General features: G+C 67.6%; 17 protein-coding genes and 3 pseudogenes. 8 read left to right on the forward strand and 12 right to left on the reverse strand.

Translation table 11 applies throughout. From position 1 onward, the window contains the following. Positions 1–303 precede the first annotated feature (303 nt). The 8 genes and pseudogenes from C2R22_RS03555 to C2R22_RS03590 form a co-directional block, all read right to left on the reverse strand. On the reverse strand, positions 304–828 hold the full coding sequence (locus tag C2R22_RS03555; protein ID WP_103424537.1) for a DUF7261 family protein: 525 nt from the start codon (positions 826–828) through the stop codon (positions 304–306). After that, positions 825–1,259 (reverse strand): DUF7262 family protein, encoded by a 435-nt coding sequence (locus C2R22_RS03560; protein WP_103424538.1) that lies wholly within the window; start codon positions 1,257–1,259, stop codon positions 825–827. The genes C2R22_RS03555 and C2R22_RS03560 overlap by 4 nt, the downstream gene beginning before the upstream one ends. Further along, positions 1,252–1,935: a DUF7263 family protein gene (locus C2R22_RS03565; protein ID WP_103424539.1), complete on the reverse strand. Its 684-nt coding sequence runs from the start codon at positions 1,933–1,935 to the stop codon at positions 1,252–1,254. Before C2R22_RS03565 ends, C2R22_RS03560 begins: the two co-directional genes overlap by 8 nt. Continuing rightward, on the reverse strand, positions 1,932–2,378 hold the full coding sequence (locus tag C2R22_RS03570) for a DUF7266 family protein (protein WP_103424540.1): 447 nt from the start codon (positions 2,376–2,378) through the stop codon (positions 1,932–1,934). Before C2R22_RS03570 ends, C2R22_RS03565 begins: the two co-directional genes overlap by 4 nt. Next, entirely contained in the window at positions 2,371–3,081 is a 711-nt protein-coding gene (locus C2R22_RS03575) for a DUF7289 family protein (protein WP_103424541.1), read from the reverse strand. The genes C2R22_RS03570 and C2R22_RS03575 overlap by 8 nt, the downstream gene beginning before the upstream one ends. Further along, entirely contained in the window at positions 3,078–4,961 is a 1,884-nt protein-coding gene (locus C2R22_RS03580) for a type II secretion system F family protein (protein ID WP_103424542.1), read from the reverse strand. Before C2R22_RS03580 ends, C2R22_RS03575 begins: the two co-directional genes overlap by 4 nt. Beyond that, positions 4,958–7,341, reverse strand: a pseudogene (locus C2R22_RS03585) (type II/IV secretion system ATPase subunit). The gene C2R22_RS03580 and the pseudogene C2R22_RS03585 overlap by 4 nt, the downstream one beginning before the upstream one ends. A 145-nt stretch (positions 7,342–7,486) precedes the next feature. Then, positions 7,487–8,158, reverse strand: a complete 672-nt coding sequence (locus tag C2R22_RS03590; RefSeq protein ID WP_103424543.1) for an RNA ligase partner protein — start codon at positions 8,156–8,158, stop codon at positions 7,487–7,489. 223 nt (positions 8,159–8,381) lie between these two features. Between C2R22_RS03590 and C2R22_RS03595 the strand changes: the two genes are divergently transcribed. The 5 genes from C2R22_RS03595 to C2R22_RS03615 all read left to right on the forward strand — a co-directional run bounded on the left by C2R22_RS03595 (position 8,382) and on the right by C2R22_RS03615 (position 14,224). Next, complete coding sequence (locus C2R22_RS03595; protein WP_103424544.1) at positions 8,382–9,521, forward strand: site-2 protease family protein; 1,140 nt, start codon at positions 8,382–8,384, stop codon at positions 9,519–9,521. Positions 9,522–9,810: 289 nt separating this feature from the next. Then, entirely contained in the window at positions 9,811–10,833 is a 1,023-nt protein-coding gene (locus C2R22_RS03600) for a HEAT repeat domain-containing protein (protein ID WP_103424545.1), read from the forward strand. A 173-nt stretch (positions 10,834–11,006) separates the two neighbouring features. Next, the gene (locus C2R22_RS03605) at positions 11,007–12,212 is read left to right on the forward strand and encodes an ABC transporter substrate-binding protein (RefSeq protein WP_245902978.1); all 1,206 of its coding nucleotides are present in this window, start codon (positions 11,007–11,009) and stop codon (positions 12,210–12,212) included. Between the two features lie 3 nt (positions 12,213–12,215). After that, on the forward strand, positions 12,216–13,484 hold the full coding sequence (locus C2R22_RS03610; protein WP_103424546.1) for an ABC transporter substrate-binding protein: 1,269 nt from the start codon (positions 12,216–12,218) through the stop codon (positions 13,482–13,484). Further along, complete coding sequence (locus C2R22_RS03615) at positions 13,481–14,224, forward strand: FAD-dependent oxidoreductase (protein ID WP_103427554.1); 744 nt, start codon at positions 13,481–13,483, stop codon at positions 14,222–14,224. The genes C2R22_RS03610 and C2R22_RS03615 overlap by 4 nt, the downstream gene beginning before the upstream one ends. 261 nt (positions 14,225–14,485) lie before the next feature. On the opposite strand, the pseudogene C2R22_RS03620 reads toward C2R22_RS03615, so the two are convergent. Next, positions 14,486–15,634, reverse strand: a pseudogene (locus C2R22_RS03620) (MFS transporter); the annotation flags it as partial. 227 nt (positions 15,635–15,861) lie between these two features. Between C2R22_RS03620 and C2R22_RS03625 the strand changes: the two are divergent. Beyond that, positions 15,862–17,969, forward strand: a pseudogene (locus C2R22_RS03625) (dipeptide ABC transporter ATP-binding protein); the annotation flags it as partial. A gap of 53 nt (positions 17,970–18,022) precedes the next feature. Here the strand turns inward: C2R22_RS03625 and C2R22_RS03630 are convergent. Continuing rightward, the gene (locus C2R22_RS03630) at positions 18,023–18,784 is read right to left on the reverse strand and encodes a class I SAM-dependent methyltransferase (protein WP_103424547.1); all 762 of its coding nucleotides are present in this window, start codon (positions 18,782–18,784) and stop codon (positions 18,023–18,025) included. Positions 18,785–19,013: 229 nt separating this feature from the next. Here C2R22_RS03630 and C2R22_RS03635 point away from each other — a divergent pair, with 229 nt between their 5' ends. After that, the gene (locus C2R22_RS03635) at positions 19,014–19,868 is read left to right on the forward strand and encodes an HpcH/HpaI aldolase/citrate lyase family protein (protein ID WP_103424548.1); all 855 of its coding nucleotides are present in this window, start codon (positions 19,014–19,016) and stop codon (positions 19,866–19,868) included. Positions 19,869–19,962: 94 nt separating this feature from the next. Here C2R22_RS03635 and C2R22_RS03640 read toward each other — a convergent pair whose 3' ends face one another. Both C2R22_RS03640 and C2R22_RS03645 read right to left on the reverse strand, forming a co-directional pair. After that, on the reverse strand, positions 19,963–20,703 hold the full coding sequence (locus C2R22_RS03640) for an MBL fold metallo-hydrolase (protein ID WP_103424549.1): 741 nt from the start codon (positions 20,701–20,703) through the stop codon (positions 19,963–19,965). Positions 20,704–20,748: 45 nt separating this feature from the next. Further along, the gene (locus tag C2R22_RS03645) at positions 20,749–21,555 is read right to left on the reverse strand and encodes an oxygen-binding di-iron domain-containing protein (protein ID WP_103424550.1); all 807 of its coding nucleotides are present in this window, start codon (positions 21,553–21,555) and stop codon (positions 20,749–20,751) included. 252 nt (positions 21,556–21,807) lie between these two features. Between C2R22_RS03645 and C2R22_RS03650 the strand changes: the two genes are divergently transcribed. Further along, the gene (locus C2R22_RS03650) at positions 21,808–23,967 is read left to right on the forward strand and encodes an acetate--CoA ligase family protein (RefSeq protein ID WP_103424551.1); all 2,160 of its coding nucleotides are present in this window, start codon (positions 21,808–21,810) and stop codon (positions 23,965–23,967) included. Positions 23,968–24,048 lie beyond the last annotated feature (81 nt).

Genomic DNA, 24,048 nt, shown 5'->3' on the forward strand with positions numbered 1-24,048 from the left:
TGACGACGAGACTGGTGTGGTGATTAGGCGGTGGTCGTCTCCGCCGGGAGCCGCTCTTCGATTCGCCTGCCGCACTTTCGGCACTTTCTGACGAGCGTTTCCTCTCCATGGATTGACACGGGTTCGTACTGGTACCGACAGAGGAGTTGTTGGACGACGCTCAGTATCTATCTACATCACTTCGATCCCGCGTTGAGATTCAACATTGTGTGTAAATTCATCTCAAAAATCACATTACGATATTATTGGGTGATATATTGCCAGATTGTGTTCTCTCGCCCCTGTGATCGACATGTGTTCGCGTCAGCGCGCACGAACCCGTACTGTCGCGGTGGTCTCACCCGTCGGCGACCGGTGAACCACGTCGAGCGCGACGCCGACCAGTGCGGTCTCGTTCGCCCGTTCCTGGACGACGATACCGCCGTCGGCGACACAGGGACCGAACGCGCGCTGAGCATCACCCGGGCAGTCGCTGTCGGCCCACTCGGCCGCGACGTCACTGTTCTCACGCACGACGAACACCGAGCGGTCCGCCGCGGCGACCTGTCGGAGGTTTTCCCGCGCCCTTCCGAGTGCGGCCCGGGTGTCGTTGACGGTCTGCCCGCGTTCCGCCCACGGTCGGACCGGTCCCACGGCCGCCTCGTTGACGCTCCGCTGGAGGTGACGTTCGGCGACGCTCATCGGGTCGCCAGTTCCGATCTCCGTCGTCGTTCGGACGTCGCCGTGGTACGCGAGACCGTGATACGCCGTCGCCATCGCGACCAGCGCGACCGCCACGACGACCGCCGCGAGGACGACGACTTGCCCGCGGTTCGCTCCCCCGCTCATCGGAACCACACCCAGAGCGTCACGCGTCCCCCGACACTCTCTCGCATCGCCCGTCCAACCGGTCCGCGTGGGGGGAGCGGGTCGCCGACGACGCCATGCGGCGTCGCCAGCCGATAGCGGACGCGGTCGGGGTAGAGCGCCCGTAGCTGGTCGTCAGTGTGGCTCCGCTCACGGACGAACCCCGACCGGTCACGAGCGAGCGCCGTCAACCGCGACGTGCCGTCGCCGTCGGGCGGTGTCGCGTCGAGCACGTCGAGTCCGTCCTCCGCGAGTACGGTCAACGTCGCCTCCTCCGATTCGGCCTCGGGAAGCCCGACGACGAACGTCGTCGCCGCTGCGAGGACGACGAGGAGGCCGACGGCGGCCTCGACGACGGACAAGGAGAGCTGTCCGCGACGTCCGTTCCGACTGCTCGCCCCGCGGTCACACATCGACGGTCACCACCAGTGTCGTGGGTTCGACAGCAAGCGACGTGTACGACACCTCGACGGTCCCGTTCGCCGTCGTCTGGTTCTCCGCCTCGAACGTGAGTTCCGTCTCCCGGAACCGCGACGTCGCGACGGACGCCTCGCCCGACACTCCCGTCTCGTTGTGGAGGACGATCCGGTCGTTCACCCGGACCGTTCGAACGGTCGTGTTCGCTTCGGGGTCGACGACGAGTTCGACCCGGTCCGTTCGGTGCGACAGGGTGAGCGTGTCGTTCGTCGCGAGGTCGACCGTGGCCGTCCGGCTCTGTGGGGTCGCGACGAGGACGCCCCGGTGGACGGTCGCACCGCCCGAGGGGTCGCCCCGCTCGAAGAGCGTTCGTTCCCCGAGTTCGACTCTCACGGTCGCGTTCTCGACGACCGGCGCGAGCGACACGACCGATCCGGCGGTCAGGCTCCGGTTCGGGACGACGTTCTGTGGGTACGACGCCGGCGCGTCGTCGACGAACCGAGCGGCCAGCGTCGACGCCGCGTGTCTATCGGCGGGATCACGCTCCGTCGTCGCGCCGACGAGAACGCTCTCGGCCACCGCGAGACTCGCACCGAGTACGCTCGTGAGAAGGACGAGCGCGACGGCGACGGCGACCAGGTTCGCCTGTCCTCGCCCCTCGCCTCCGATCATCGAAGGACCACCTCGATCCTTCCGCTCTCCTGGGTGACGACGACTGTCGGCTCACTCGTACTCTGGAGGCTCCCGTTGACCCTCGTCTCCGCCGGGACCGACAGCGGGACCGCCCCGCCGACTCCGGCGTGTGGGTGGTCGAGGACGAGCGTCGGTGTCTGATTCCCGTTCACGGCCCGCACGACGTACGCCGAACCCCGGATCGTCCGCGGCATCGAGACGGCGACGCGCCGTTCGACCACGCTGTCGGTGACGACCGCGGCGGTGTCGACCTGTCCCACGACGGCGACGAGCGTCCGGTCGCCCACTTCGGCGCCGGCCGCCGTCCGGTACGTGGGGACGACGCTCCCGAACAGCGCCGCCGAGACGACCCCGACGAACACGACGAGGATGGCGATTTCGAGCGCCTTGCCGGCGACCGGCGCGGCGGCACGCTCATCCACTGCCGACCACCGCCCGAAGGTCGTGGAGCGCGAGGTCGACCGTCGTCTCGCCGGGAATCGGCACGACCACGCTCGGCACGCCGTCGTCGTCGAAATCCCGCCGCTCGACGTCGACACCCGTCTCCTCGAACGCCCGCTCCCACGCGCTCGGCGTTGCGGTCTCGATGGCGACCGTATACCGACCCGCTCGGAGGGTTCGGTACTCGTGGGTCGCGTTCGTCCGTATCGTCACGGCCGTGCCCGTCGATCCACCCACGGCGGTCGATCCGGAGGCGTTCAGCACGACCACGTCGACGAGGACGCGCTCGCCTTCGACGACCACCGGGAGGGGTTCCTGGAGGGACGACCGGTTCCGCCGCCCGTCGACGAGCACGCCACCGAGCGACGCGACTCGCCGTGCCCGGTTCTCGTAGACGAGCACGCCGGCGTCGACGCGCACGACCGCCCTGTCTCCACGGAGGACTCTGACGGTCCGTGGCTCGACGCGGAGGGTACCGTCACTGAACTCGACGCGCGTCGTGTGCGTCCCCCACTCGCCGACGTGCTCCAGGTCGTCGGCGACGCGCTGGGCGTCCGCCGCGGCGACGCCGTCGGCGACGAACGTCCCCGCGGCGACGGTGAGGGCTCCGATGCTGAGCGCCGTCACCGCCACGAGGACGGCGACGCCGATGACGCTGGACTGAGCACGGTTCGTGGAACTCATACGATTCCCACCCCGTGGTAGACGAGGTAGCAGGCGGCGACGAGCGCGCCGGAGTGCAACAACGCCTCGTACCGGTCCCGGCTCGCCATCCCGGCGAACCAGCCGGAGGCGAGCACCGTCGCCTGCGTCACGACGTACACCCGAAAACGGTCGCGTTCGAGGTCGACCGCGTCGGAGACGAGGACGAACCCCGAGGTGTCCGACAGCGCCGACAACTGGGCGAACCCGTCGAAGACGTAGAGGCTGACGGCGACGGTGATGCCGACGACCAGAACGGCGGTCGTCCACCCGACGGCGACGTAGGCCATGAGTGCCGACCGGAGGGCGCGTTTCTCGTGGTAGAGCCGACCGACTTCGGTCTGGAGCGTCTCGAAGACGGTCTCGGTGTCGCTGCCGGCGTCGAGTGCTCCGGTGACGAGGCCGACGGTCTGCTCTGCGAGCGGCGTGCCGACCCGTGCGACGAACCGGTCGAGCGCGGCCGTGCGGACGTTCTCGTCGACGCCCGCGGCGGGGCTCGTCAGGTTCAGATTGAGAGCCAGGTCCGCGACGTCAGGGTTCAGCGGGCCGAGATCGACCTGTGTCGCCACCAGTTCGACCGCCTGTGGGAACGGCCGGCCGAGCGTGACGTGTCCCGACACGGCGTGGACGAAGTCCTTCAACTCTCGATCCTTCGCGTCGTCGAGCCGCGCCCGTCTGATGGAGACGACGCCCACGGGGAGCGCGTACGCCACGTACCCCACCAGGACGACGTCGACGGGGTCGACGCCGAGCAACCAGGCACTGACGGCACCGCCGACACCGGGAACGAGCGCGACGGCGGCCGCGCTCGCCGGATTCAGGGTGGCGCTTCGGAGAACCGCCCCGAGTCCGGGTGGGCGGGTGTAGGTGATCCGCTGGTCCGGCGGGCGGAGGTCTGTCACGACGCCGCTCGCCGCGGCGCCGACGACGAGGATGAACACCGCGCTGGCGTAGACCACGACGCCTCTCACGGTCGTCTCTCCGACCGGCGTCGTCACCGACGCGGAGAGACCGGGCGAGATGACGCTCATCACCGTGAGGACGATGACGAGGAGCGCCGGCAGGACGAGGAGGACGATGAACAACTCCGAGAGCAGTTGGAGGAACCCTTCGGCGCGCTGGCGGGCGCGGTCCTGCTGGAAGCCGAGCATCCGGCTCTCCATCCGGAGGTACGTCCGAAGCGCGTCGGGACCCTGGTTCGCGTGTTCGCGGAACTTCATGAGGAACGGGGCGAGGACGTCCCGAGAGGGGGTGTCGCGTGCCACTCGTCTGGTCCCCTCGCCGACGCTTCCGGTGAGCGCGGCCGTGTTGAGCGCCTTGCGGAAGGCGACGGCCGTCTCGCCGTACGCGTCAGTGTCGGCGACGCGGCGGAACATCGTCGTCAGGTCGTCACTCCCCGAGGAGAGGACGTGTAGATATCTGACCGCGCCGGGGAGCGTCCGTTCGATGTTCTCGCGCCGGGCCGCCGCGTGCCACCACAGGTAGCGTGCCCCGAGCGCCAGTACGGCCTGCCTCGTGACCAACCCTGCCAGGATACCTCCGACGACGGGAAGGAGCGTGTCCGGTATCCGGACGCCGCCGAGGACGAGCGGCGGTCGGGAGACGGCCGCCCCGACGAGGAAGACACCCAACGCGGCGACCCCCACCGCCAGCCACGACAGCCCGTAGACGCGAGCGAGGTAGAGGTCGAAACTCGTCCGGAGGTCGGTCGACCGGTAGCGGTGTCGGTCGCGGTCGTGCCGCGGCGCGTCGGCGTGTCGTGCGAACAGCGCGTACAGGCCACGATCGAGGACCGAGAGTCCGCTCGCGTCACCCGTCGCGCGATCCGGCCCCTCGCCGGGTGCTGCCGTCTCGTGGCTCACTCTCTTCCCCCCGTAGCGTCAGACTCGCTCGTCGCCCCGTTCTCCCGTCGGCCCTCACCCGCTTCGCCGTTCGTCGGCCTCTCGCCTCCGTTCGACGTTGTCGATCGCTTATCTCGGCCGCCGCGTTCGTCGCATCCGTCGTCTCCGTTCGAACCCTCTCGCTCCACCAACCGGCCTCGCCTGACCCGTTCGACGGTCGCCGCCTCGTCGATGCGCAGATCGGAGATGAAGTCGAACAGGTCGGTGAACGCCTCGACGCCCTCCTCGACGAGGTACTGTACGTACCGGTGTTTCCGGTGGAACTCCGCCTCGACTTCGTCGACGGACCGGTCCGTCGCCCGCGCCACGCGGTGGAAGAGGTAGTGGCCGGCGTCGCGCGTCTCCTCGTCGTATCCCGGGTGGTGGTAGTCGAACGCGAGTTCCCCCTCGGCCGTGCGCCGCGCGACCATGTTCCAGTACATCTCGCTCCCGCCCTTCTCGATGACGCCGCACTCTCGTTCGGCCGAGCCATCGGCGCTGCCGCGTGCTTCGAGCGTCCGGTACTCCGACTCGGTGACGAACTCCACGACCGAGGAGACGTACCGCTCGCCGTCGACGTGGTGTGGGAAGACGACGAGGTCTATCTCGCGGAGGAGATACGCCGGGAGACCCTGTTCGATGACGCGGTTCACGAGCGTCTCGACGTCCTCGGCGTGGGTCGTTCCGATGACGCCGTGACCCGTGTTGAGCGTCTCCGCGAACGTCCGGAACGACGCCGGCGTGTTGATCTCGGCGATGATCTCGACGTCGGGGTTGAGGTAGTTCGCCTCGGTCATGAGGTCCGCCATCGTGACGCGTTTGTGCTCGGACTCGTGGTCTCGCGTCGTCAGCGAGACGCCCGTCTCGTGGGGCAGATGCACCTCCCGGGAGCCCTCGTCGATGCTGATGGGCCGGTGGTCGTACGGGATAAACGGCATGTGCGCGTTCATCAGCGTCGTCTTGCCAACTCCCGTGGGTCCCGAGAACAGCACGACCCGATGGTGTTCGTACGCCAGCCACAGCAGGGTCACGAGTTCGGTCGATAGCGACCCGCCGGTGACGAGCGAGACCGGGGTCATCGGCTCTGCGGCCTGCTTTCGGATGGAGACGTGCGGGCCGTCCTCGGAGATGACCGGGAGCGCGACCGCACACCGGATCGTCTCGTCGACGCCCGGGGGCGAGAGGTTCACCTTCGCGCTCGGCACCGACGCCGACAACTCGGTCCCGTCGGAGGCCGCGAGTTGCGTGACGACGTTGACGAACTCCGTCTCGTCGGCGAAGGTGAGATTCGTCGGGACGCGTCCGCCGACGCCGCGCGGGATGACCTTCACCCGTTCGCCGACCCGGTTGGCCTCGATGTCTTCGAGGTAGGGGTCGCGGATGGGGACCGTCAGGATGCCCTCACCGACGTAGTCGCGGAGGACGTAGTAGACCAGGTCGTCGAGGCGGTCCTCGGCGTAGCGCGAGTCCACCGGGGGACCGCGAGGTCGTACGCGGCCAGCGCTCCCCGGACGCGATAGTCGAGCGCGTCGAGCCACGCCCTGGTGTTTCTGGCGGTGAGTCGTCGCGAGAGGAACTGCCGAGCACGCGTGCGAACGAACCGTTCCCTGTCGACGACGACCTCGTCGACGTTCGCCTCCCAGATGCGCTCCTTGCACTCCTCGACGAGTTCGTCGTCGCCCGGAAGGAGATCGGGTTCGAGGACGGCGTACTTGGTGGTGAAGCGGTCGTCGCCGAGGAGGTGTTCGCGGTAGACGACGACTTCGACCTCGAATCCCGCGAAGGAGACGGTGTACGCCGACAGCTGTTCCCCGGCGACTCTGGACGTGTACTCGGCGTCGGCCGCGTACGCCGTCGTTGCCGGTGCGTAGTCCGCGGTGTGGATGACGAGTCGGTCCGTCGCGTGGTCGCCGACGTCGACCACCTCGACGCGCTCGTCCAACGCGAGCGGGGTGAGTTCGTCGAGGAGTCGCAGGTCCCGCAGAGTGTAGTACTCGACCCGACGACGACCCGCGCGGGTGGTGTCGAGCAGGCGGTCGAGCACGCGGCGGTACTTCGGTTCGAGCCCCCGTCGGGCCCGAGCGACGGTGCCTTCTCGGGTGAGCGGTCGACGGCGCTGGACGGCGCTGAAGTGGTCGCGGACGGACGCGAGCGCTTCGGTTTCCGAAGGTCCGAGTTCCGGTTCTCTGACGAGATATTCGAATCCGAACTCGCGCTCCTCGACGGTCACGACCACACCGGGGTGGACCTCGTACTGCGCGCGCACTTCGGGTGCGTACCACGCGTCGACGTCACCGGGACCGACGGGCGGTGGGACGGCGTGTGTCGTCCACTCGCCGTCGACCGCTTCGTCCCGGGTCATCCGTCCCACCGCCGTTGCATGCGACGAACTGTCTCGGAGATTCGTATAAACGTTCCACCGAGAGTATCTCGACTGAGAATCAAGCGGTATGCACGCCTGGATCGGACGCGTCGATGTCGGTATCCGTGTCGACTCGGCCCTCCGTCTACTTGTCAGTCCCCGTCGCCCGCAGGTACTCCTCTAAGAGCGTCGGGAACTGTCCGCCGTGGACGTACCGGAGGCCGAACTCGTCGGCCCAGGAGATGACGCCCCTGTCCTCGGTGACGACGCCGGCGTCGAGTTCGCGCGCGAGGACGAGCAGGTCGAAGTCCTCGCGGGAGTCGAGGACGCCCTGTCGGAGCGCCCGGCGGTACTTGTCGCGCATGTTCGACAGCACCCGGTCGGCCTCGGTGATGTACTCGCCGGCCTCGTCGTCGCCGGCGAGTTTCTGGGGGTCGAGTTGCTGGACCTCCCGGAGCGCCTCCTCCGACACGCGGAGCCCTCGATTGACCCGGTCGGACATCTCGTCGATGAAGTTGTAGACGATGTTGGCGGGGATGGTGACGCCGTACCGGTCGGGGCTCTTCCGGACGATCCAGGTGTCGAGCCGCGAGAACACCTCGTCGCTGATGTCGCGGTCTCTGAGCATCGTCGCGAGTTCGTCGTGAATCGAGGGCGGCATGTAACAGGAGATGTTGAGTTCGAGCCGCGCCGTCGCGACGAGGTCGAGCAGGCGAAGTACGGCGTCATCCAGCGATTCGTCGTCCCGGCGGATCTCCTCGGTGATGAACAGCGAGGTGTCGAGGACGAACCGCTGCCGTGGGAGTCCACTGGCCATATCGAAGCGTTGCCCGCTGAGATATAAAGACGTCCGCCCGTTCGTCGACTTTACCCCACACGGCGGTTCCCGGGTGGGCTGTGCCGTCTTCGGCTCGCACACGCTGCTCTGTGACGAGTTGTCGCTGCGGTCTGTCCGTGGCGCGTTTCGGCACCCTGGAGTGCTGAACCGCGTTCCACAAGGATAGCCGACCATATATGCCTGCGAACGAACAGATGCGAGCATGCGGAGCTACACAGTCACCGAAATCTGGGACATTCCGATACGGATCAACACGTCGCTGATTGTCTTCCTCCCGATCCTCGCGTGGCTGATCGGGAGCGGACAGCAGATTCCGCTGTACGCCGGGTTCATCGAGGGTCTGACCGGCGTCGGGTTCGACCTGCCGCGCTTGCGTGCTGGCGTCACCCCGTGGCTCATCGGCGTCCTCGCGGCGGTCGGCCTGTTCGTCAGCGTCACGCTGCACGAACTCGGACACTCGTGGGCGGCTCTCCGGTACGGGATCGAGATCGAGTCGATCACGCTGTGGATTCTCGGCGGGATCGCCTCGCTGAAGACGCTCCCGAAGGAGTGGAACCGCGAGTTCTGGATCGCCATCGCTGGCCCGGCGGTGAGCGTCCTCGTCGCCGCGGTCTGTTACGTCGGGGTCCTCGTCGTCCCGCCGTCGTTGCAGGTGGTCCGATTCGTCGTCGGCTGGCTGGCGATCACGAACGTCTCGCTCACGGTGTTCAACCTGCTCCCCGCGTTCCCGATGGACGGTGGGCGGGTCCTCAGAGCCCTGCTGGCCCGGTCGCGGCCGTACGGGACGGCGACCCGCCTCGCAGCCCGCGTCGGCGTCGTCTTCGCCTTCCTGTTCGCAGTCGTCGGTGTGCTCACGTTCCAGTTGCTCCTGCTCTTGCTCGCGTTGTTCATCTACGGCGCGGCGACCACCGAATCCCGCACGGTACTGCTCGACGAACTGCTGGAGGGCATCACGGTCGGGGACGTCATGACGCGCGACCCCAGATCCGTCCCGGCGGACAGCACCATCGACGAACTGGGCGAGCAGATGCTCCGCGACCGACAGACGGTCCACCTCGTGACGGGCCTTGGTGGTGAGGTCGTGGGTGTCGTCACCCTCGAAGACCTGCGGAAGGCCCGACGTGCCGACCGCGCGACGATGCGGGTCACGGACATCATGGAGGAGGTCCCGCGGGTCGAGACGAACGACGACGCCTTCGACACGCTGGCGCTGTTGAACCAGGCCGGTCGCTCGGAGGCGCTCGTCTACAAGAACGGCACGCTCGTGGGCGTCCTCTCGCAGGCCGACTTCGCCCGGGCGATGACGATCCGACGTGGCTTCGGGAGTTCGGTCGCGATGTAAGTTACCCACGACTGAAGTGGTGGGCTTTCCCCCGTGAGCGGTTTCGGCCCCCTTCGTCCACCGTCGAGGGCGGATTGCACGACGGCGGGTCTGTCACACGGAGGGGGTCCTGCGTGGTGTTCCACCCGTGGTCTGCGTCCGAGGCCGTCTCACACCGCTTTGATTACCGGCTGCTTGTCTCTCTGTGAGTTCGATGATCGATCCCACACGCCGTTTCCATCCCCCGAGGTCGTGAACCGCCGGATTGAAACGACTGGTCGTGAAAGACGCTCACACACCTCCTGCACAAATGAGTGAACCAGACCAGCCGCCAACACCCGACCGCCTGACTGATCTTCTCGAGGAGGGAGACCACGAGGAGACGGCGGCGTGTCTGGACCGACTCGGCGCGGCTGGGGTCGATACTCGCAAGCAAGCGGTACGGGCGGTCCGGAACGTCGCTGAACAGCGGCCACGTTCCTTCGAGCGACTCGCTGGCCCGCTTTCGACGTTCCTGACCGACGAGGACCGCGCGGTCAGGCTGACGACCGCGAAACTGTTCGTCACGCTGGCCGAGTCGGAACCGGCGGCCGTCCTCCCCGCCGTCGACGCGCTCGCCGAGCGCCTGGCCGACGGCGAGGAGTTCTACTACGTTCGAGCGCGGTGTGCCGAAGCGCTGGGGTACGTCGCGGTCGAAGCGCCCGACGCAGTCACCGGTCCGGACACGCTGGCCGACCTCCGCATCGGACTCGAGTTCGACGAACCCGAAGTCAAGGAGAAACTGGCGAAGGCGCTGACGTACGTCGCACTCGGCGATCCGAGTCGACTCCGCCATCAGGTCGATTCGCTGGCCGAGCACCTCGACGACGAGAACGAACTCGTCCGGTATCACCTCTGTACGGCGCTGGTGGTCGTCGGTTGCACGCATCCTGGGAAGCTGGCCGGCGCCGAGGCCGCGCTCCGTGAGCGACTGACCGACGGGAGCCCGTACGTCCGGGGACGTGCGGCGGAGGCACTCGGAGTGCTCGCGGGGTCGGGCGTCGAGGTCGAGTCGGATTCCCCCCTCGACGACACCGACACCGACACCGACACCGAGGCCGACGAGCCACCGTCGTTCCTGACCGACCGCGTACGGTTCTGTCGACGACGGCTGGCCGACGGGCAGTCCGGATCGACTCCAGCGGGAGTCGGTACGGTCGAGTCGGTCCGCGACGGGACGGCCGACGTCGTCGAGGAGATGACATCACCCGCCGACCGGGAGTGTCCCCACTGCGGGCTGGCGCTCACCGACAGCGCCCCACCGATGTGTCCACGCTGCGGAGCCCCTCGCTGAGGGATTTGGCTGGCCTAAACTTCGGAACGCTTTTGAATTTTTAGGTGGGCCTAAAGAATGTGACAGACGATTCCGGAGGCCACGAGACATCGGTGCGGGGTGATCCCCGCGAGCACGAGCGAGCGGGAAGTCGTCAGGGAAGTGAGCGAAGCGAGCGGACCCGACGCGAGTACCTGAAGTACGGCGGCGCACTCGTCGGTGGTGGGCTCCTTGCCGGCTGTTCCGGTCGGTCAGGAGATGGATCACCCTCGCCAGTGAGCCCGAGTGAGGCAACGCCGTCAGCGGACACAACCCAGCCAACGGAGGCTGACACGTCGAACTCGACGCCAGAAGCGAGCTACTCCGTTGAGCTCTCACCGGTCGGTGAAGTCACACTGGACGCGCCACCGACCAACGTGTTCACCCACTTCCCGTGGTTCCCAGATATGGCCAGCGCACTCGGTCGAGGAGACACCATCAACAATCTGTGGTGGGACGGAACCGTCGCAGGTCTCGAATACTTCACCGCCGGCTTCGACGAGTTCGAGATCGAATGGGCAGATAACGCAGGGGAGTACGGCTTCACGAAAGAGCAGTTGTACGAACTCGACAGCGACCTACACCTCGTGGACCCCGCGTGGGTGACATCGCAGGACGGATGGGCCCCAGCTGACATCGACGAGGTCGCGAGCAACGTCGGACCGTGGCTCGGCAACTACTACAGTAACTTTCACGCCACGCCTCCAGAGGAGTGGGCCGATGGGTACGAGTATTACAGCCTGTGGGAGCTGTTCGACGGAGTCGCAGCGCTGTACGGGGAGCGCGAACGGTACGACGCGCTCGCGTCCGTCCACGACGAGCAACTCGCGACCATCGAAGAAGGGCTGCCACCGGAATCCGACCGACCGACCGTCGCGTACCTCTCGATTTCGACAGACCTGTCCAGTATCTACCTGCTCCGGCTGAACGCGCCCGGCTACTGGAACTCACACACCCGACCGCTCGGTGCCGTCGATGCCTTTGGCGACGAACAGTTTTCCGGACCGTTCAAGGAAGTCGATATGGAGGCGCTGCTGGAAGCCGACCCAGACGCAATACTCGCACTGTGGACGGTCACGGAGACCTTCGACTTCGGCGCACTGAAACAGAATCTCGAAGACGACCCCGTGGGCCGCGAGTTATCGGCCGTCGAGAACGACCGGGTGTACCCGCAGGGGACGCGCTGGCAAGGGCCGCTGATGAATCTCTTCCAACTCGAGATGACCGCCAAACAGCTCTATCCCGAGCAGTTCGGCGCGTGGCCCGAGTACGAGAACGGCGACGTCTATCCGGATTTCAGTGCCACCGAGCAGCTATTCGACCACCAACGGGTTGCAGACATCATCGACGGAGACATCTGAGTTATGAGCGACGACGAATCCAACACGACCGAGGTACCGACGCGACGCGAGTACGTGAAGTACGGCGGCGCGGTCATCGGCGGGGGACTGCTGGCGGGCTGTTCAGGGCAGGCTGACCCCGGGGCGACGCCGGAGCCGACGAGCACCGAGACCGCGGCGGCCACCGAGACCGAGACGTCGACCAGCGATGGGAGCTACACGGTCGAGATGTTCCCCGTCGGTGAGGTCGAGTTCGCGTCCGTCCCCCAGTCGGTGACGACCTACAACATGGGCTGGGCGGACATGGTCGTCTCCCTCGGACAGGTGGACAAACTGCAAACGAACAGGCTCCCGGCACCGACGTTGTTCTACGACCGGTTCGATATCGAGTACGACATCGACTGGCCGCCGCTGTGGCAGGACGGTGGGATGCCGAAGGAAGCCTTCTACGAACACGATCCGGATGCGTTTCTCATCGACCCGAACATGCTCATGGGGTGGGACGACAACTGGGACGAATCAGATATCGTGGAAGTCGAGACGCACGTCGCACCCTTCTTCGGCTGTCACAACCGTCGGATGAACAGCCAGTGGCAGACGGAGATGAGCTACGCCGAGAAGGCCCCGTCGATGCTCGAAGCGTTCGACAAGGTCGGAACGGTGCTCGACGAACGGGAACGAACCGAGGCGTGGCTCGCCCTCCACGAAGAGCTCCAGTCCACGGTGCAGTCGAGGCTCCCGTCCGGCAGCGATCTGCCGTCGGTCGCGTTGATAAACAGCGGCTCTGAACCCGAGAAAGGAACGTTCTACGCGATGAATCTGGGAGGGAAGGGGTACGAGATGAAGCCGTACCGCGACCTCGGGTTAGTGGAGGCTGACGCCTTCGCCGGCGTCGAGACCGGAAAATGGGGCGAAACCGACTACGAGACGATGCTCGAAGTGGACCCGGACCTCGTACTGGTCCACTGGGGTATCACCACGGGGTCGGTAACCTTCGACGGTGACGGTGCCTACGACGCCGAGCAGTTCCACGAAAAGTTCGTCGCGCCGATGGAGAACGACGACGTCGGGAGCCAACTCACCGCGGTCCAGAACGAGCGCGTCCTCCCGGGCCCAACCGCGGAGCAAGGACCCCTCGTCAACGCCTTCCAGACCGAGCTGACCGCGCGACTCTTCTTCCCCGAGAAGTTCGGCGAACTCGATCTGAGTGCACCGCTCGACGTCCCCGAAGACGAACAGCTGTTCGACCGCCAGCGGGTCGCGGACATCATCGACGGAGGGGTCGAGTCATGAGTACTACAGTCCCGCGGGACGTGATCGTCGTCGGAGGTGGCGTCGCCGGTCTCTCGGCGGCCGTCTTCACCGCCCGTCACGGGTTAGACACGCTCGTCATCGATTCCGGCGAGTCGATCCTCCGGCGGAACGCCCACCTCGAGAACTTCCCCGGCTTTCCCTCGGGCCTCAACGCCCGCCGGTTGCTCGACCTGCTGGCGGAGCAGGTCGAGAACGCAGGCGCACACCGCCACGAGGCAGCCGTGCAGCGGGTCAAACAGAGCGAGGGCGAGGACGGCTTCGCCGTCGAAACCGACGCCGGCGAGCGCTACCTCAGTCAGTACGTGATCGCTGCGACGAAGAACACGACCGAGTACCTCGTCGACCTCGACGGCGTCGGAATCATCGACCGCGGGAAGACGTTCGTCGACACCGACGAGCGGGGGCGAACCGGCGTCGACGGGCTGTACGCGGCCGGTCGGCTCGCTGAAAAGCCCCACCAGGCGGTCGTCTGTGCCGGCCACGGTGCAGAGGTCGCCGTAACCGTTCTGGAAGACGACGAGCGGCCGTTCTATCACGACTGGGTCGCCCCGGACGGTTACTTCACCGCTCGCGGGCGGGACCTCCCGCCGGGCTGTGAGGAGATCGACGAGGACGAGCGTCGGAGGCGGGAGGCACGCTCGCTCGAGACGATGCGCGAGCGGTTCGCCGAGCCTCACCCCGACGACCAGGTCACTCACCCCAGCCTGCGAGACGACTGAGTCGCTGGCAACCCCGTCTGGGGCGTTCTGTCTCCCCTCCGATCCCTCTCCAGTCGTCGCTGTGCCGGTCCACGCGTCCGCGAACCGAGAGCCCACGACCTCAGTCGCGGGCCGATAGTTCGTCGTCCGTCCCCCGCGGTCGGACAGCCAGAGGACGACCGAGAGAGCGGTCGCGACGACCAAGGCGGCGGTGAGGAGCCAGAAGGCCGGTCGGAACCCGACAGTCTCGGAGAGGAAGCCGACGAGAGCCGGGGACGACGCGCCGGCGATCATCAGGAGTGTCCGGACCGCACCGAGGCTCCCGCCGGCGACGGAGGCGGGAATGACCGACATCAGGTAGGCGCTGCGGACCGGCCGATAGCCGTGCGCGCCGAGGCCGAGACAGACGACCGCCGCGCCCAGCATCAGTGGACCACCGACGCCCGTCAACAGCACGACCGCGCCCAGCCCGGCCGACGCGAACCCGAGCGCGACCGCGAGCACCGGGAGCGCCCGGGTTCGGTCGCTTACCTCGCCGCTCACGAGTTGGACGAGACTCACGGCGAACAGCGCACTGAAGAGCAGGCTCGCGGTGGTGGATTCGAGTCCGGCCTCCCTCGTAAGATACAGCGGGAGGAAGGCGATTGCGGCGTTGTACGCGAACGAATACAGCACCGTCACCGCGACGAACACGGTGAATCGCGGCTCACGGAACAGCGCCGCGTACTCGCGGAGCGGCACGCTCGTGCCGTCGCTCGCCGCGTTCCCCTTCGCGCCGTCGGATCGCCTGGGTGCCCGGACGACGAACGCCGCACTCACGCCGATGCCGACGACGCCCGCAAGGAGGAACGGCGTTCGCCAGCCGGCCCCGAACAGGCCGGGTGCGCCCGAGAAGAGAACCACCGCTGCGGGCGCCACGACACCGCCGAAGCTCCCGAACGTGTCGAACACGCCCAGCGCGCGCCCGGTCTGTGCCGGATACGTTCGCGAGAGCAACCGCACTCCGACCGTTTTGAGCGTCCCGGTTCCGGCACCCACCGTCAGCATCGCACCGACGAGGACGGCCAACGGGGTGTCGACGGCGAGGGCGAGCGCACCCGCTGCTGCGACCGATGCACCGCCGCCGAGTACGACGACGGAACCGAACCGGTCCGCGAGCAGCCCCGACGGGAACTGCAACACAGCGTAGACGAGCAGGAGGCCACTGAACGCGGTACCCAACACCGCCGTCGAAACGCCGTACACGCCGGCGAGTCGCTCGAAGAGCGGCGGGAACGCGAACCGGACGAACTTCCCCAGGAACCACAGGGAGGCGGTGAGAACGAGCGTGTCGAAGCGCGAGACGTAGTCGGGTACCGACTGCCTCACCCGCATCCACCACCGCCGAACCCCTCGACGAATTCTGGACCGGATGCGAGGCGACAGCGGCATCCGTCGGTGGAGACGGCATCCGTCGTCGACTCGTCGGCTCCGGCGGCAAGCGACAGTCGCTCACCGGTCATGTGGACGGGCGGTACAATCCAAGGATTCATAATGGTAATCCATTAACCTCACGGGCGGATGGCTCGACACGATCAGCGCGCCCTGTCCGTGTTGGATACCGGTTACGGCCCGCGTGCCGTGGCTGGCACCCCGACACGACCCATCGGTGTCGAAGCATGACGCTTCTCGACGTCGACGACCTGGTGGTGCGGTACGACACGCCGGACGGACCGCTCCACAGTGTCAACGGCGTCTCCTTCAGTATCGACGACGGCGTCAACTACGCGCTCTCGGGCGAGTCGGCCTCGGGGAAGTCGACGACGGCGAAGGCGATTCTCGGCCTGTTGCCCGACCACGCGACGGTCGAGTCGGGGACGGTCGAGTTCGAAGGGCGCGACCTCCGGTCGCTGACGCCGTCGGAGCGTCAGGACCTCCTCTGGGAGGACATCGCCTTCATCCCCCAGACGGCGATCGACGCGCTCGACCCGGTGATGACGGTCGGCGCACAGATCGAGCAGGCGATCCAGACACACCGCGAGATGTCCCACCCGAACGCGCGTCGACGCGCGTGCGAACTGTTCGAACTCGTCGGGCTGGACCCCGACCGGGTCGACGACTACCCCCACCAGTTCTCGGGGGGATGCGCCAGCGGGTCGTCATCGCGATGGCGCTGGCGCTCGACCCGAAGCTCGTTATCGCGGACGAGCCGACGACCGGGCTGGACGTGATCGTCCAGGACAAGATCATCGACAACATCCTCCAGATTCAAGAGGAGACCGACAGTTCATTGCTTCTCATCACCCACGACCTGAGCGTCATCGCGGAGACCTGCGACGAGATGTCGGTGTTGTACGGTGGCAAGGTGATGGAGCAGGGGAGCATCGAGAACCTCCTGTTGAACCCGACAAACCCCTACACCATGGGGCTGGAACACGCCTCGCCGGCACTGGGCGACGACCTCGTGTCGGTCCCGGGGAAACCGCCGAACCTGGAGTCGAAACCGACCGGGTGCGTCTTCGAGCCGCGGTGTCCGTTCGCGAACGAGGAGTGTGCGACGACGGAGCCCCCGCTCGACGACCTCCCGTACCGGAACCAGCGCGTGGCGTGTCACCGGTCGGAACGAGCGGCTCAGATGCGGACGGAGGCGGCGGACGTCGACACCTGGGGTGGGGCCGCCGAAGGGACCCGGGGCGCCCCCGGCGAGGTGCTGCTCGAGGTCGACGACCTCCGGAAGTGGTACACGCGACAGAAGTCGCTGCTGGGCCGGCTTCCGGTCGGCGGCATCTCACCGACGGTCACGGGGCTCACGAGCGGACTGCGCCAGTGGTACGAACAGCGCGGCGAGATTCTCAGCGAGGTACTCGGTGACGGTGAAACCGACGTTCGCGCCGTCGACGGCGTCTCGCTTTCCGTCTCGCGTGGTGAGATTCTCGGCGTCGTCGGCGAGTCGGGCTCCGGCAAGACGACGCTCGGACAGACGCTCGCCCTCCTAGAGGACCCGACTGGCGGCGGGTTCTCGTTCGACGGCCGCCCGCACGAACACTACCAGGACGGGGACCTGAAGTCGCTCCGTCAGAAGCTCCAGATAATCTTCCAGAACCCGTACGAGTCGCTGAACCCCCGTCTGACGGTCGAACAGCTGGTCAAGGAGCCGCTGACGATTCACGGCTACCGGCTCGACGAACGCGAATCGGCCGTTCGAGAGACGCTCGAACGGGTCGGGATGGCGCCCGCGGAACGGTTCCTGACGAAGTACCCCAGCGAACTCTCGGGCGGGCAGCGTCAGCGCGTCGCCATCGCCCGGGCGCTCATCATCGACCCCGACTTCCTCATCTGCGACGAGCCCGCCTCGATGCTCGACGTCTCACTGCAGGCGGAGATCATGAACCTCCTCCGTGGGCTGGCGAACACCGAGGACATCGGCGTGCTGTACATCTCACACGACCTGGCGAGCCTCACTCGAATCGCCGACCGGCTGTCGATCATGTATCTGGGGCGGTTCGTCGAGCGAGGGCCGACCGACCGCATCGTGGGCGACCCGCGACACCCCTACACCGAGGCCCTGCTCGCGGCCGTCCCGGAGACGAACCCGCGTGGGAGTCGCGACCGGGTTGCACTCGACGGAGCGCCGGCCGACGCGTCGGAAGTGCCCGACGGCTGTCGGTTCGCTCCCCGCTGTGAGAAGGCGACCGACCGCTGTCGCAGCGAGGAGCCCGAACTCGACGCGTGGGTCGACGACGAGCACGCCGCAGCGTGTTTCCATCCGTCGTCGAAGGGCGCCGGCGACGGAACCGTCCGCACAGCCGAATACGACCGCGAGAGGTCGCCCCCCTCGGCTCACCGACGCGCCCGGACCAGTAGCTTGAGGTTGGCGAACGAGTCGATTTCCCCGTCGTCGTACGTCAGTTCGAACGTCTCGACGGCCCCAGGCGGCGGGTCTTCGAAGGCGGTTTCGAGCCGCGTCCGGCGCTCGGCGGGCGCGTCGACGTTCGCGACCCACTCCTCGAAGTCGAGCGTCTTCGTCACGACCCGCGACGTCTCGACAGCGAAGCCCGCGGCTTCGAGCCACCCGGTCCAGTCGGAAACGGCGTGCGAACGGACGTGCGTCGGGTCACGGATGCGCTCGACGGTGTTGAGAAAGTCGTCGAGCGCGTCGTCCGTCGGGGCGACGTTGTCCTCGAACGCGAAGGTGCCGCCGGGTTCGAGGACGCGAGCGACCTCCGCGACGAACGCGGACGGGTCCGGGAAGTGGTGAGCGGCGATCCGACAGGTGACGGCGTCGAACCGGTCGGAGTCGAACGGCAGCCGTTCGGCGTCGCCGACGACGCCCTCGACGGCTGGAAAGGCGTCGGTCGCCGTCGAGACCATGTCCGGTGCCGCGTCCGTCGCGACGACGCGGTCGACCCCGGCATCGACGAGCGCACCCGCGGTGTGGCCGGCACCCGTCGCGACGTCCAGTCCGCGCTCGGCCGACGCACACCACGCGGCGAGTTGGTCGAGGTCGTCGCCGGCGCTGTGAACCCCGCTGTCGAGGTACTCGGCGGCGTGGTCCCCGAAGTGCGACGCAGTCGACCGCTTCTGGTCGCTCCCCTCGGTCATACACCTCCGCTCGTTCGCTCGAACAAAGGTGTTCCGACCGTCACCCCGAGACCACCATCCTGACCTCGCGGGCATCGCGCGTTATCGAGCACACGAACCCGAGGGACCGAACCCCTCGGGTGTCGGGAAGACGACCGCTGCGACCGATGCGGTGGGTCGACCCGGTCCGGGAGTCGATGGGTCCGCGATTCACCCCGACTTTTTCCGCCGGAGGGGACGTACGCGACGCATGGTCCGTCGATCACTGTTGTACTGTCCGGGCGACGACCGGAGCATGATGGACAAGGCGGTCGAGACAGCGGCCGACACGGTCATCTTCGACCTCGAAGACGCCGTCGCTCCCGGGTCGAAAGCGGCGGCTCGTGAACGGGTGGCGTCGACGCTCGACGCGCTCGACGACCCGACACCGAGCATCAGCGTTCGAATCAACCCCTACGACCTGTCGGGACCCGAGGACGTCGACGCGGTCGTGGGCGACGTGAACGCGCCGCCCGACAGCATCGTCCTTCCCAAAGTGGACGAGGGCACTCCCGTCGAGACCCTGTCCGACCACCTCGCCGACCTCGGCGCAACGGACGTCGACATCATCCCGCTCGTCGAGACGGCGGCGGGCGTCGTGGCCGCCGAGGAAATCGCCGCGGCGCCCGGCGTCGACGCGGTCGCGTACGGTGACCAGGACTTCACCGCCGACATCGGTGCGACCGTGACCGACGACAAGACCGAGTCGCTCTACGCCCGCCAGAAGGTCGTCGTCGCGGCGGCCGCGGCGGGGGTCGACGCGCTCGACACCGTCTTCACCGACATCGGGGACGCCGACGGGTTACGGGAGCAGACCGAGTTCGTCGTCGACCTCGGTTTCGACGGAAAGCTCGCCATCCACCCGGACCAGGTCCCGGTGATCAACGAGGCGTTCACCCCGGCCGACGAGGCAATCGAGTGGGCCGAGGACGTCCTCGCCGGACAGGAGCGCGCCAGCGAGGACGGGGACGGTGTGTTCACTGTCGACGGGCAGATGATCGATCCGCCGCTGGTCGAGCGCGCACGGCGCATCGTCGAGCGTGCCGAGGCCGCCGGGGTCCGCTGAGCGCAGCGGCCGCCTCCCCGGTGTCTCTCGGACCGGTGGCTCGGCTGGCGTACCGAGAGAGCTGTCGAACTCCGGACGAGGACCGCTCGGCGCGTCACGCGACGGCGTACTCCGACGCGATTCGCTCTATCGCGTCGCCGAGGCGGTCGCGGTAGGTGTCGATGTCGTCGCCCTCGATGGGGTTGCCGTGGATGGGCGCGACGGCCTCCACGTCGTACCGTGCGAAGATGTCGTCCAGCCGTTTTTCGACCTTCGACGGGTCGACGTAGCGCAACCAGACCAGGTTGTCACGGTGGTACTCGTAGATTCTCCGGGTGGGTGTCACGTCGGGGAAGTCGCCCGAGAGCGAGTCACACTGGCCCGGGTCGTGGTAGTTCCCGAACCCGTCGGCGGTGAACAGCACGCCGTCGCCGCGGTCGTAGATCCAGGTCGTATGCGAGCGGTCGGCCAGCGGGGGGTCGATGAAGTGGAGCTCTCGGCCCTGCACCGTCAACGAGCCGCCGATGTCACACTTGCGGGCGTCCGGGAGCCCCTGCTGTGCGGGGGAGGCCGACGAGGCGACGAGTTCCACGTCCTCGGTGTCGCCGCCCAGAGGCGAGACGTTCGCCGCGTGAGGGTAGTCCGAGTGAGAGAGGACGATGGCGTCCGGCCCGGTCCCGTCGGTCGCGTCGTCGACGGCCGCCGTGATCGCCTCGCGGTGGTAGAACGACCCCGAGTCGACCAGCACGGTCCCCTCCGGCGCGCGCAGGAGATACAGCGAGACGTGTTCGTGTGTCCCCTCGTGGTCGTAACACTTGTTCACCCACTCGACGGTCGGGGTGACCGGCACCGTCATGCGTTCACCTCGGTGTCGTCGGTGTTGGTTTGGTCCCACATCGGCTCACCCGAGCGTCCCGATCCGGCCACGGTCGTCGATAGTGCGGGTCACGTCCTTCATCAGTTCCATGTACTCTGTGGCGTTCTCCCGGATGACCAGCCCGTGGGCGGGGGCGACCATCTCCGGGTCGAACTTCTCGACGAGTCGGTCGATCTCGGCGGTGGTCTTCTCGACGTCGACGTACTGGTACCAGAACAGCACCCGACCGTGGAACTCGACGAGTCGGCTCGGGTCGAACTCGCCGTCGAGTTCGTCGACGAAGGAGAGGCGCTCCTCGTCGAGGTGGATGAAGCCCATCCAGTCGACCGGGAACAGCGTCTCGGTCTCCCGTTCGGTCATCCACACCGACACGGGCGCGTCGAGGAACGTCGCCTCGTGGAACTCGACGGCCCTGTCGCCGAGGTCGATCACGTCGCCCTCGGTGACGTGCAGCCCCTCGTCGAGGTGGTAGAGTTCGTGGTCGTTGCCGTAACCGGGGGCGACGAGCGTCGTCTCCGGGTGTTCGTCGAGGATCGCGAGCGCGTTCCCGGCGTGAGGGACGTCGGGGTGGGAGACGACGAGGTAGTCGAGTCCGCGGTCGCCGACGAGGTCGTCGATGGCCGCCAGGACGTGTTCGGTGTTCGCCGGGGAGAGGGTGTCGAACAGCAGCGTCTCCTCGCCGCCGTCGACGAGGTACGCACACTGCGGGACGTACGCCTCCCGTCCCTCTTCGTACCACGCCGGGTTGCGGTCGGCGAGGTCCCACGACTCCGTTCGGTCCGGGCCGGCCTCGTAGATCCAGTGGACGCCGGGCGCTATCTCGCGTGACATGCGATACCAGCTAGCTCGGTGGGCCACTAAAACCTGCAGGACGGTTCGGCTCGGTAGCGTACAGAGACGCGATGGCCTGTCGAAGAACCGTCACCGGACGGAACCGGACGGGGCCGTCGTCCCGACGAAGTCGCTCGACGCGCCGACGTGAGCCGCTTCACCGGGCGGCGTGACTCACCTCCTGATAAAGGACGATTATCATTGACGCGTTTCGGGGGTAGGTTCAGGCCCGTTTCCGTGGAACGACCGGGTATGGCAAGAGACCCCTCGTCGGCCGTCACGACGGATTCCCACACGGCTCCGGACGTTCCCGAGCTCGGTCCGCTGTTCGACCCCGCATCGGTCGCGGTGGTCGGGGCCAGTCCCGACTCGTTTTACTCGGGGAACCTCGTGGACAACCTCCTCGACTACGGGTTCGACGGGAGGCTCTACCCCGTCAACCCGAACCGGGCGGAAGTCTGGGGACGCCAGTGCTACGACGACGTCGACGACGTCCCGGAGACCGTCGACCTCGCGGTCGTGAGCGTGCCCCGCGAGTACGTCGTCGACGTCGTCGCCGCGGCGGGTGACCGGGGCGTCCCGACAGCGCTCGTCCTCACCGCCGGCTTCTCCGAAGCTGACGACGAGGGGGCCGAACTCGAGGCACGACTCGCCGAAACCGCCGCCGAGACCGGTATTCGCGTCGTCGGGCCGAACTGCATCGGCGTGATGGCCGCCCGGGGCGCGACGCTCACCTCGACGTGTTCTCGCGAGCCCGAACCGGGTCGAATCGGGCTCGTCAGCCAGTCGGGCGCGCTCGCGTTCACGACCTTCTTCGAGCGGGCGGCCGACAGAGACCTGCACTTCAGTCACATCGTCTCGACGGGCAACGAGGCGGATCTGACGCTGACGGACTACGTCGCCTACCTCGCCGAGCAGGACACCGTCGACGTCGTCTGTACCTACGTCGAAGGGATCGACGCGCCCGAGCGGTTCATGCGCGTCGCCGAGCGGGCGACCCGGAACGGGACGCCGGTCCTGACGGTGAAGATCGGTCAGTCCGCCCTGGCCGAGGAGGCGACGCTCTCACACACGGGCTCGCTGACCGGGAGCGACGAGGGCTGGGCGGCGGCGTTCGACCAGACCGGCGTCCAGCGGGTGCCGGACGTCCCCGACCTGCTCTCGCGGGCGACGGCACACACCGCCTACGACGCGCCCGACGGCGACAGGGTGTGTATCGCCTCGACCAGCGGCGGACTCGCGAGCCTGCTCGCCGACATGGCCGCCGAGCGCGACCTCTCGCTGCCCGACATCGACGGCGAGACCGAACGGACGCTCCTGGAGATGGACGAACTCCTGACCTACGGCGAGTTCCACAACCCCGCAGACATCCGCGGGTACGGCGCCGAGGTCCTCCCGGAAATCGCCGACGTGCTGCTCGCCGACGACGCCTTCGACGCGTACGTCTTCGCGATCGGACTCCCGGGCGTCGACGAGCGCGCCGAAACGATCGCCGCCGACCTCGAATCGGTCGTCACCGGGGCCGACGACCCGGTCTACGTGCTCTGGACGGGCCGCAAGCGGCCCGACGACCCGACCGAGACACCGCCGTACGCCCGCCTGCGCGAGTCCGTCCCGGTCTACGAGGACCCGGGCCGGTGTCTGGACGCGGTCGCCTCGACCGCCGACTACGTGGCCGACCGCGACCGGATATCCACCCAGCCCTCTCGCTCCGCCCTCGCCGGGGCGCTCGACGCACCCGATTTCGACCTCCCGAGCGGGCGCGTCCTCACGTGGCAGGAGGCCGAACCGCTTCTCGACGCGTACGACGTTCCGGTGGTCGAGACCCGAGTCGCGACCGACGCCGAGGACGCCGTCGCGGCCGCCGAGCGTCTCGGATACCCGGTCGTGCTGAAAGTCGACTCGCCGGCGCTCCCCCATCGAACTGATATCGGCGCCGTCGCACTCGGCCTCGACTCGGCCGACGCGGTCCGGGAGGCGTACGGCGACGTGACGGACGCCGCGCTGGCACACGCCGACGAGTCGGACGTCGCGGGGGTGCTCGTCCAGCCGATGGTCGACGACGGCGTCGAGGCACTCCTCGGGGTCGCGCCGGGCGACGTGTTCGGCTCGCTGGTCACTGTCGGACCCGGCGGCGTTCTGGTCGAGGCGCTCGACGAGAGCGCGACCCTCGTCCCGCCGTTCTCGCGGGTCGACGCCCGACGTGCCGTCGAGGAGACCGCCCTCGCAGACCTGCTAGTCGACCGCCGCGGCGGCGACCCGCTGCCCGTCGACGCCGTCGTCGACCTGCTCGTGAACGTCGGGGACCTGGCCGCCTCGGTCGACGCCGTCGCAGAACTCGACCTCAACCCGGTCGTCGTCACCGCGGACGGCCCGGTTGCCGTCGACGCGCTCGTCCGGACGACCGACTGAGCCGCCGTCACAGACGTCGGTACGGGGTCGTCCGAACGTCACCGTCGATACGGTGCATCGAAGAGAGAGTCCCGCCCTTCG

This window comes from Salinigranum rubrum, assembly GCF_002906575.1.
Taxonomy (GTDB): domain Archaea; phylum Halobacteriota; class Halobacteria; order Halobacteriales; family Haloferacaceae; genus Salinigranum; species Salinigranum rubrum.

Coding starts and splice junctions, on each gene's coding strand:
- C2R22_RS03615 (WP_103427554.1), top strand. CDS start 13,481: ATGAGTACTACAGTCCCGCGGGACGTGATCGTCGTCGGAGGTGGCGTC.
- C2R22_RS03575 (WP_103424541.1), bottom strand. CDS start 3,081: ATGAGTTCCACGAACCGTGCTCAGTCCAGCGTCATCGGCGTCGCCGTC.
- C2R22_RS03630 (WP_103424547.1), bottom strand. CDS start 18,784: ATGACCGAGGGGAGCGACCAGAAGCGGTCGACTGCGTCGCACTTCGGG.
- C2R22_RS03590 (WP_103424543.1), bottom strand. CDS start 8,158: ATGGCCAGTGGACTCCCACGGCAGCGGTTCGTCCTCGACACCTCGCTG.
- C2R22_RS03640 (WP_103424549.1), bottom strand. CDS start 20,703: ATGACGGTGCCGGTCACCCCGACCGTCGAGTGGGTGAACAAGTGTTAC.
- C2R22_RS03610 (WP_103424546.1), top strand. CDS start 12,216: ATGAGCGACGACGAATCCAACACGACCGAGGTACCGACGCGACGCGAG.
- C2R22_RS03600 (WP_103424545.1), top strand. CDS start 9,811: ATGAGTGAACCAGACCAGCCGCCAACACCCGACCGCCTGACTGATCTT.
- C2R22_RS03555 (WP_103424537.1), bottom strand. CDS start 828: ATGAGCGGGGGAGCGAACCGCGGGCAAGTCGTCGTCCTCGCGGCGGTC.
- C2R22_RS03595 (WP_103424544.1), top strand. CDS start 8,382: ATGCGGAGCTACACAGTCACCGAAATCTGGGACATTCCGATACGGATC.
- C2R22_RS03560 (WP_103424538.1), bottom strand. CDS start 1,259: ATGTGTGACCGCGGGGCGAGCAGTCGGAACGGACGTCGCGGACAGCTC.
- C2R22_RS03650 (WP_103424551.1), top strand. CDS start 21,808: ATGGCAAGAGACCCCTCGTCGGCCGTCACGACGGATTCCCACACGGCT.
- C2R22_RS03645 (WP_103424550.1), bottom strand. CDS start 21,555: ATGTCACGCGAGATAGCGCCCGGCGTCCACTGGATCTACGAGGCCGGC.
- C2R22_RS03635 (WP_103424548.1), top strand. CDS start 19,014: ATGGTCCGTCGATCACTGTTGTACTGTCCGGGCGACGACCGGAGCATG.
- C2R22_RS03565 (WP_103424539.1), bottom strand. CDS start 1,935: ATGATCGGAGGCGAGGGGCGAGGACAGGCGAACCTGGTCGCCGTCGCC.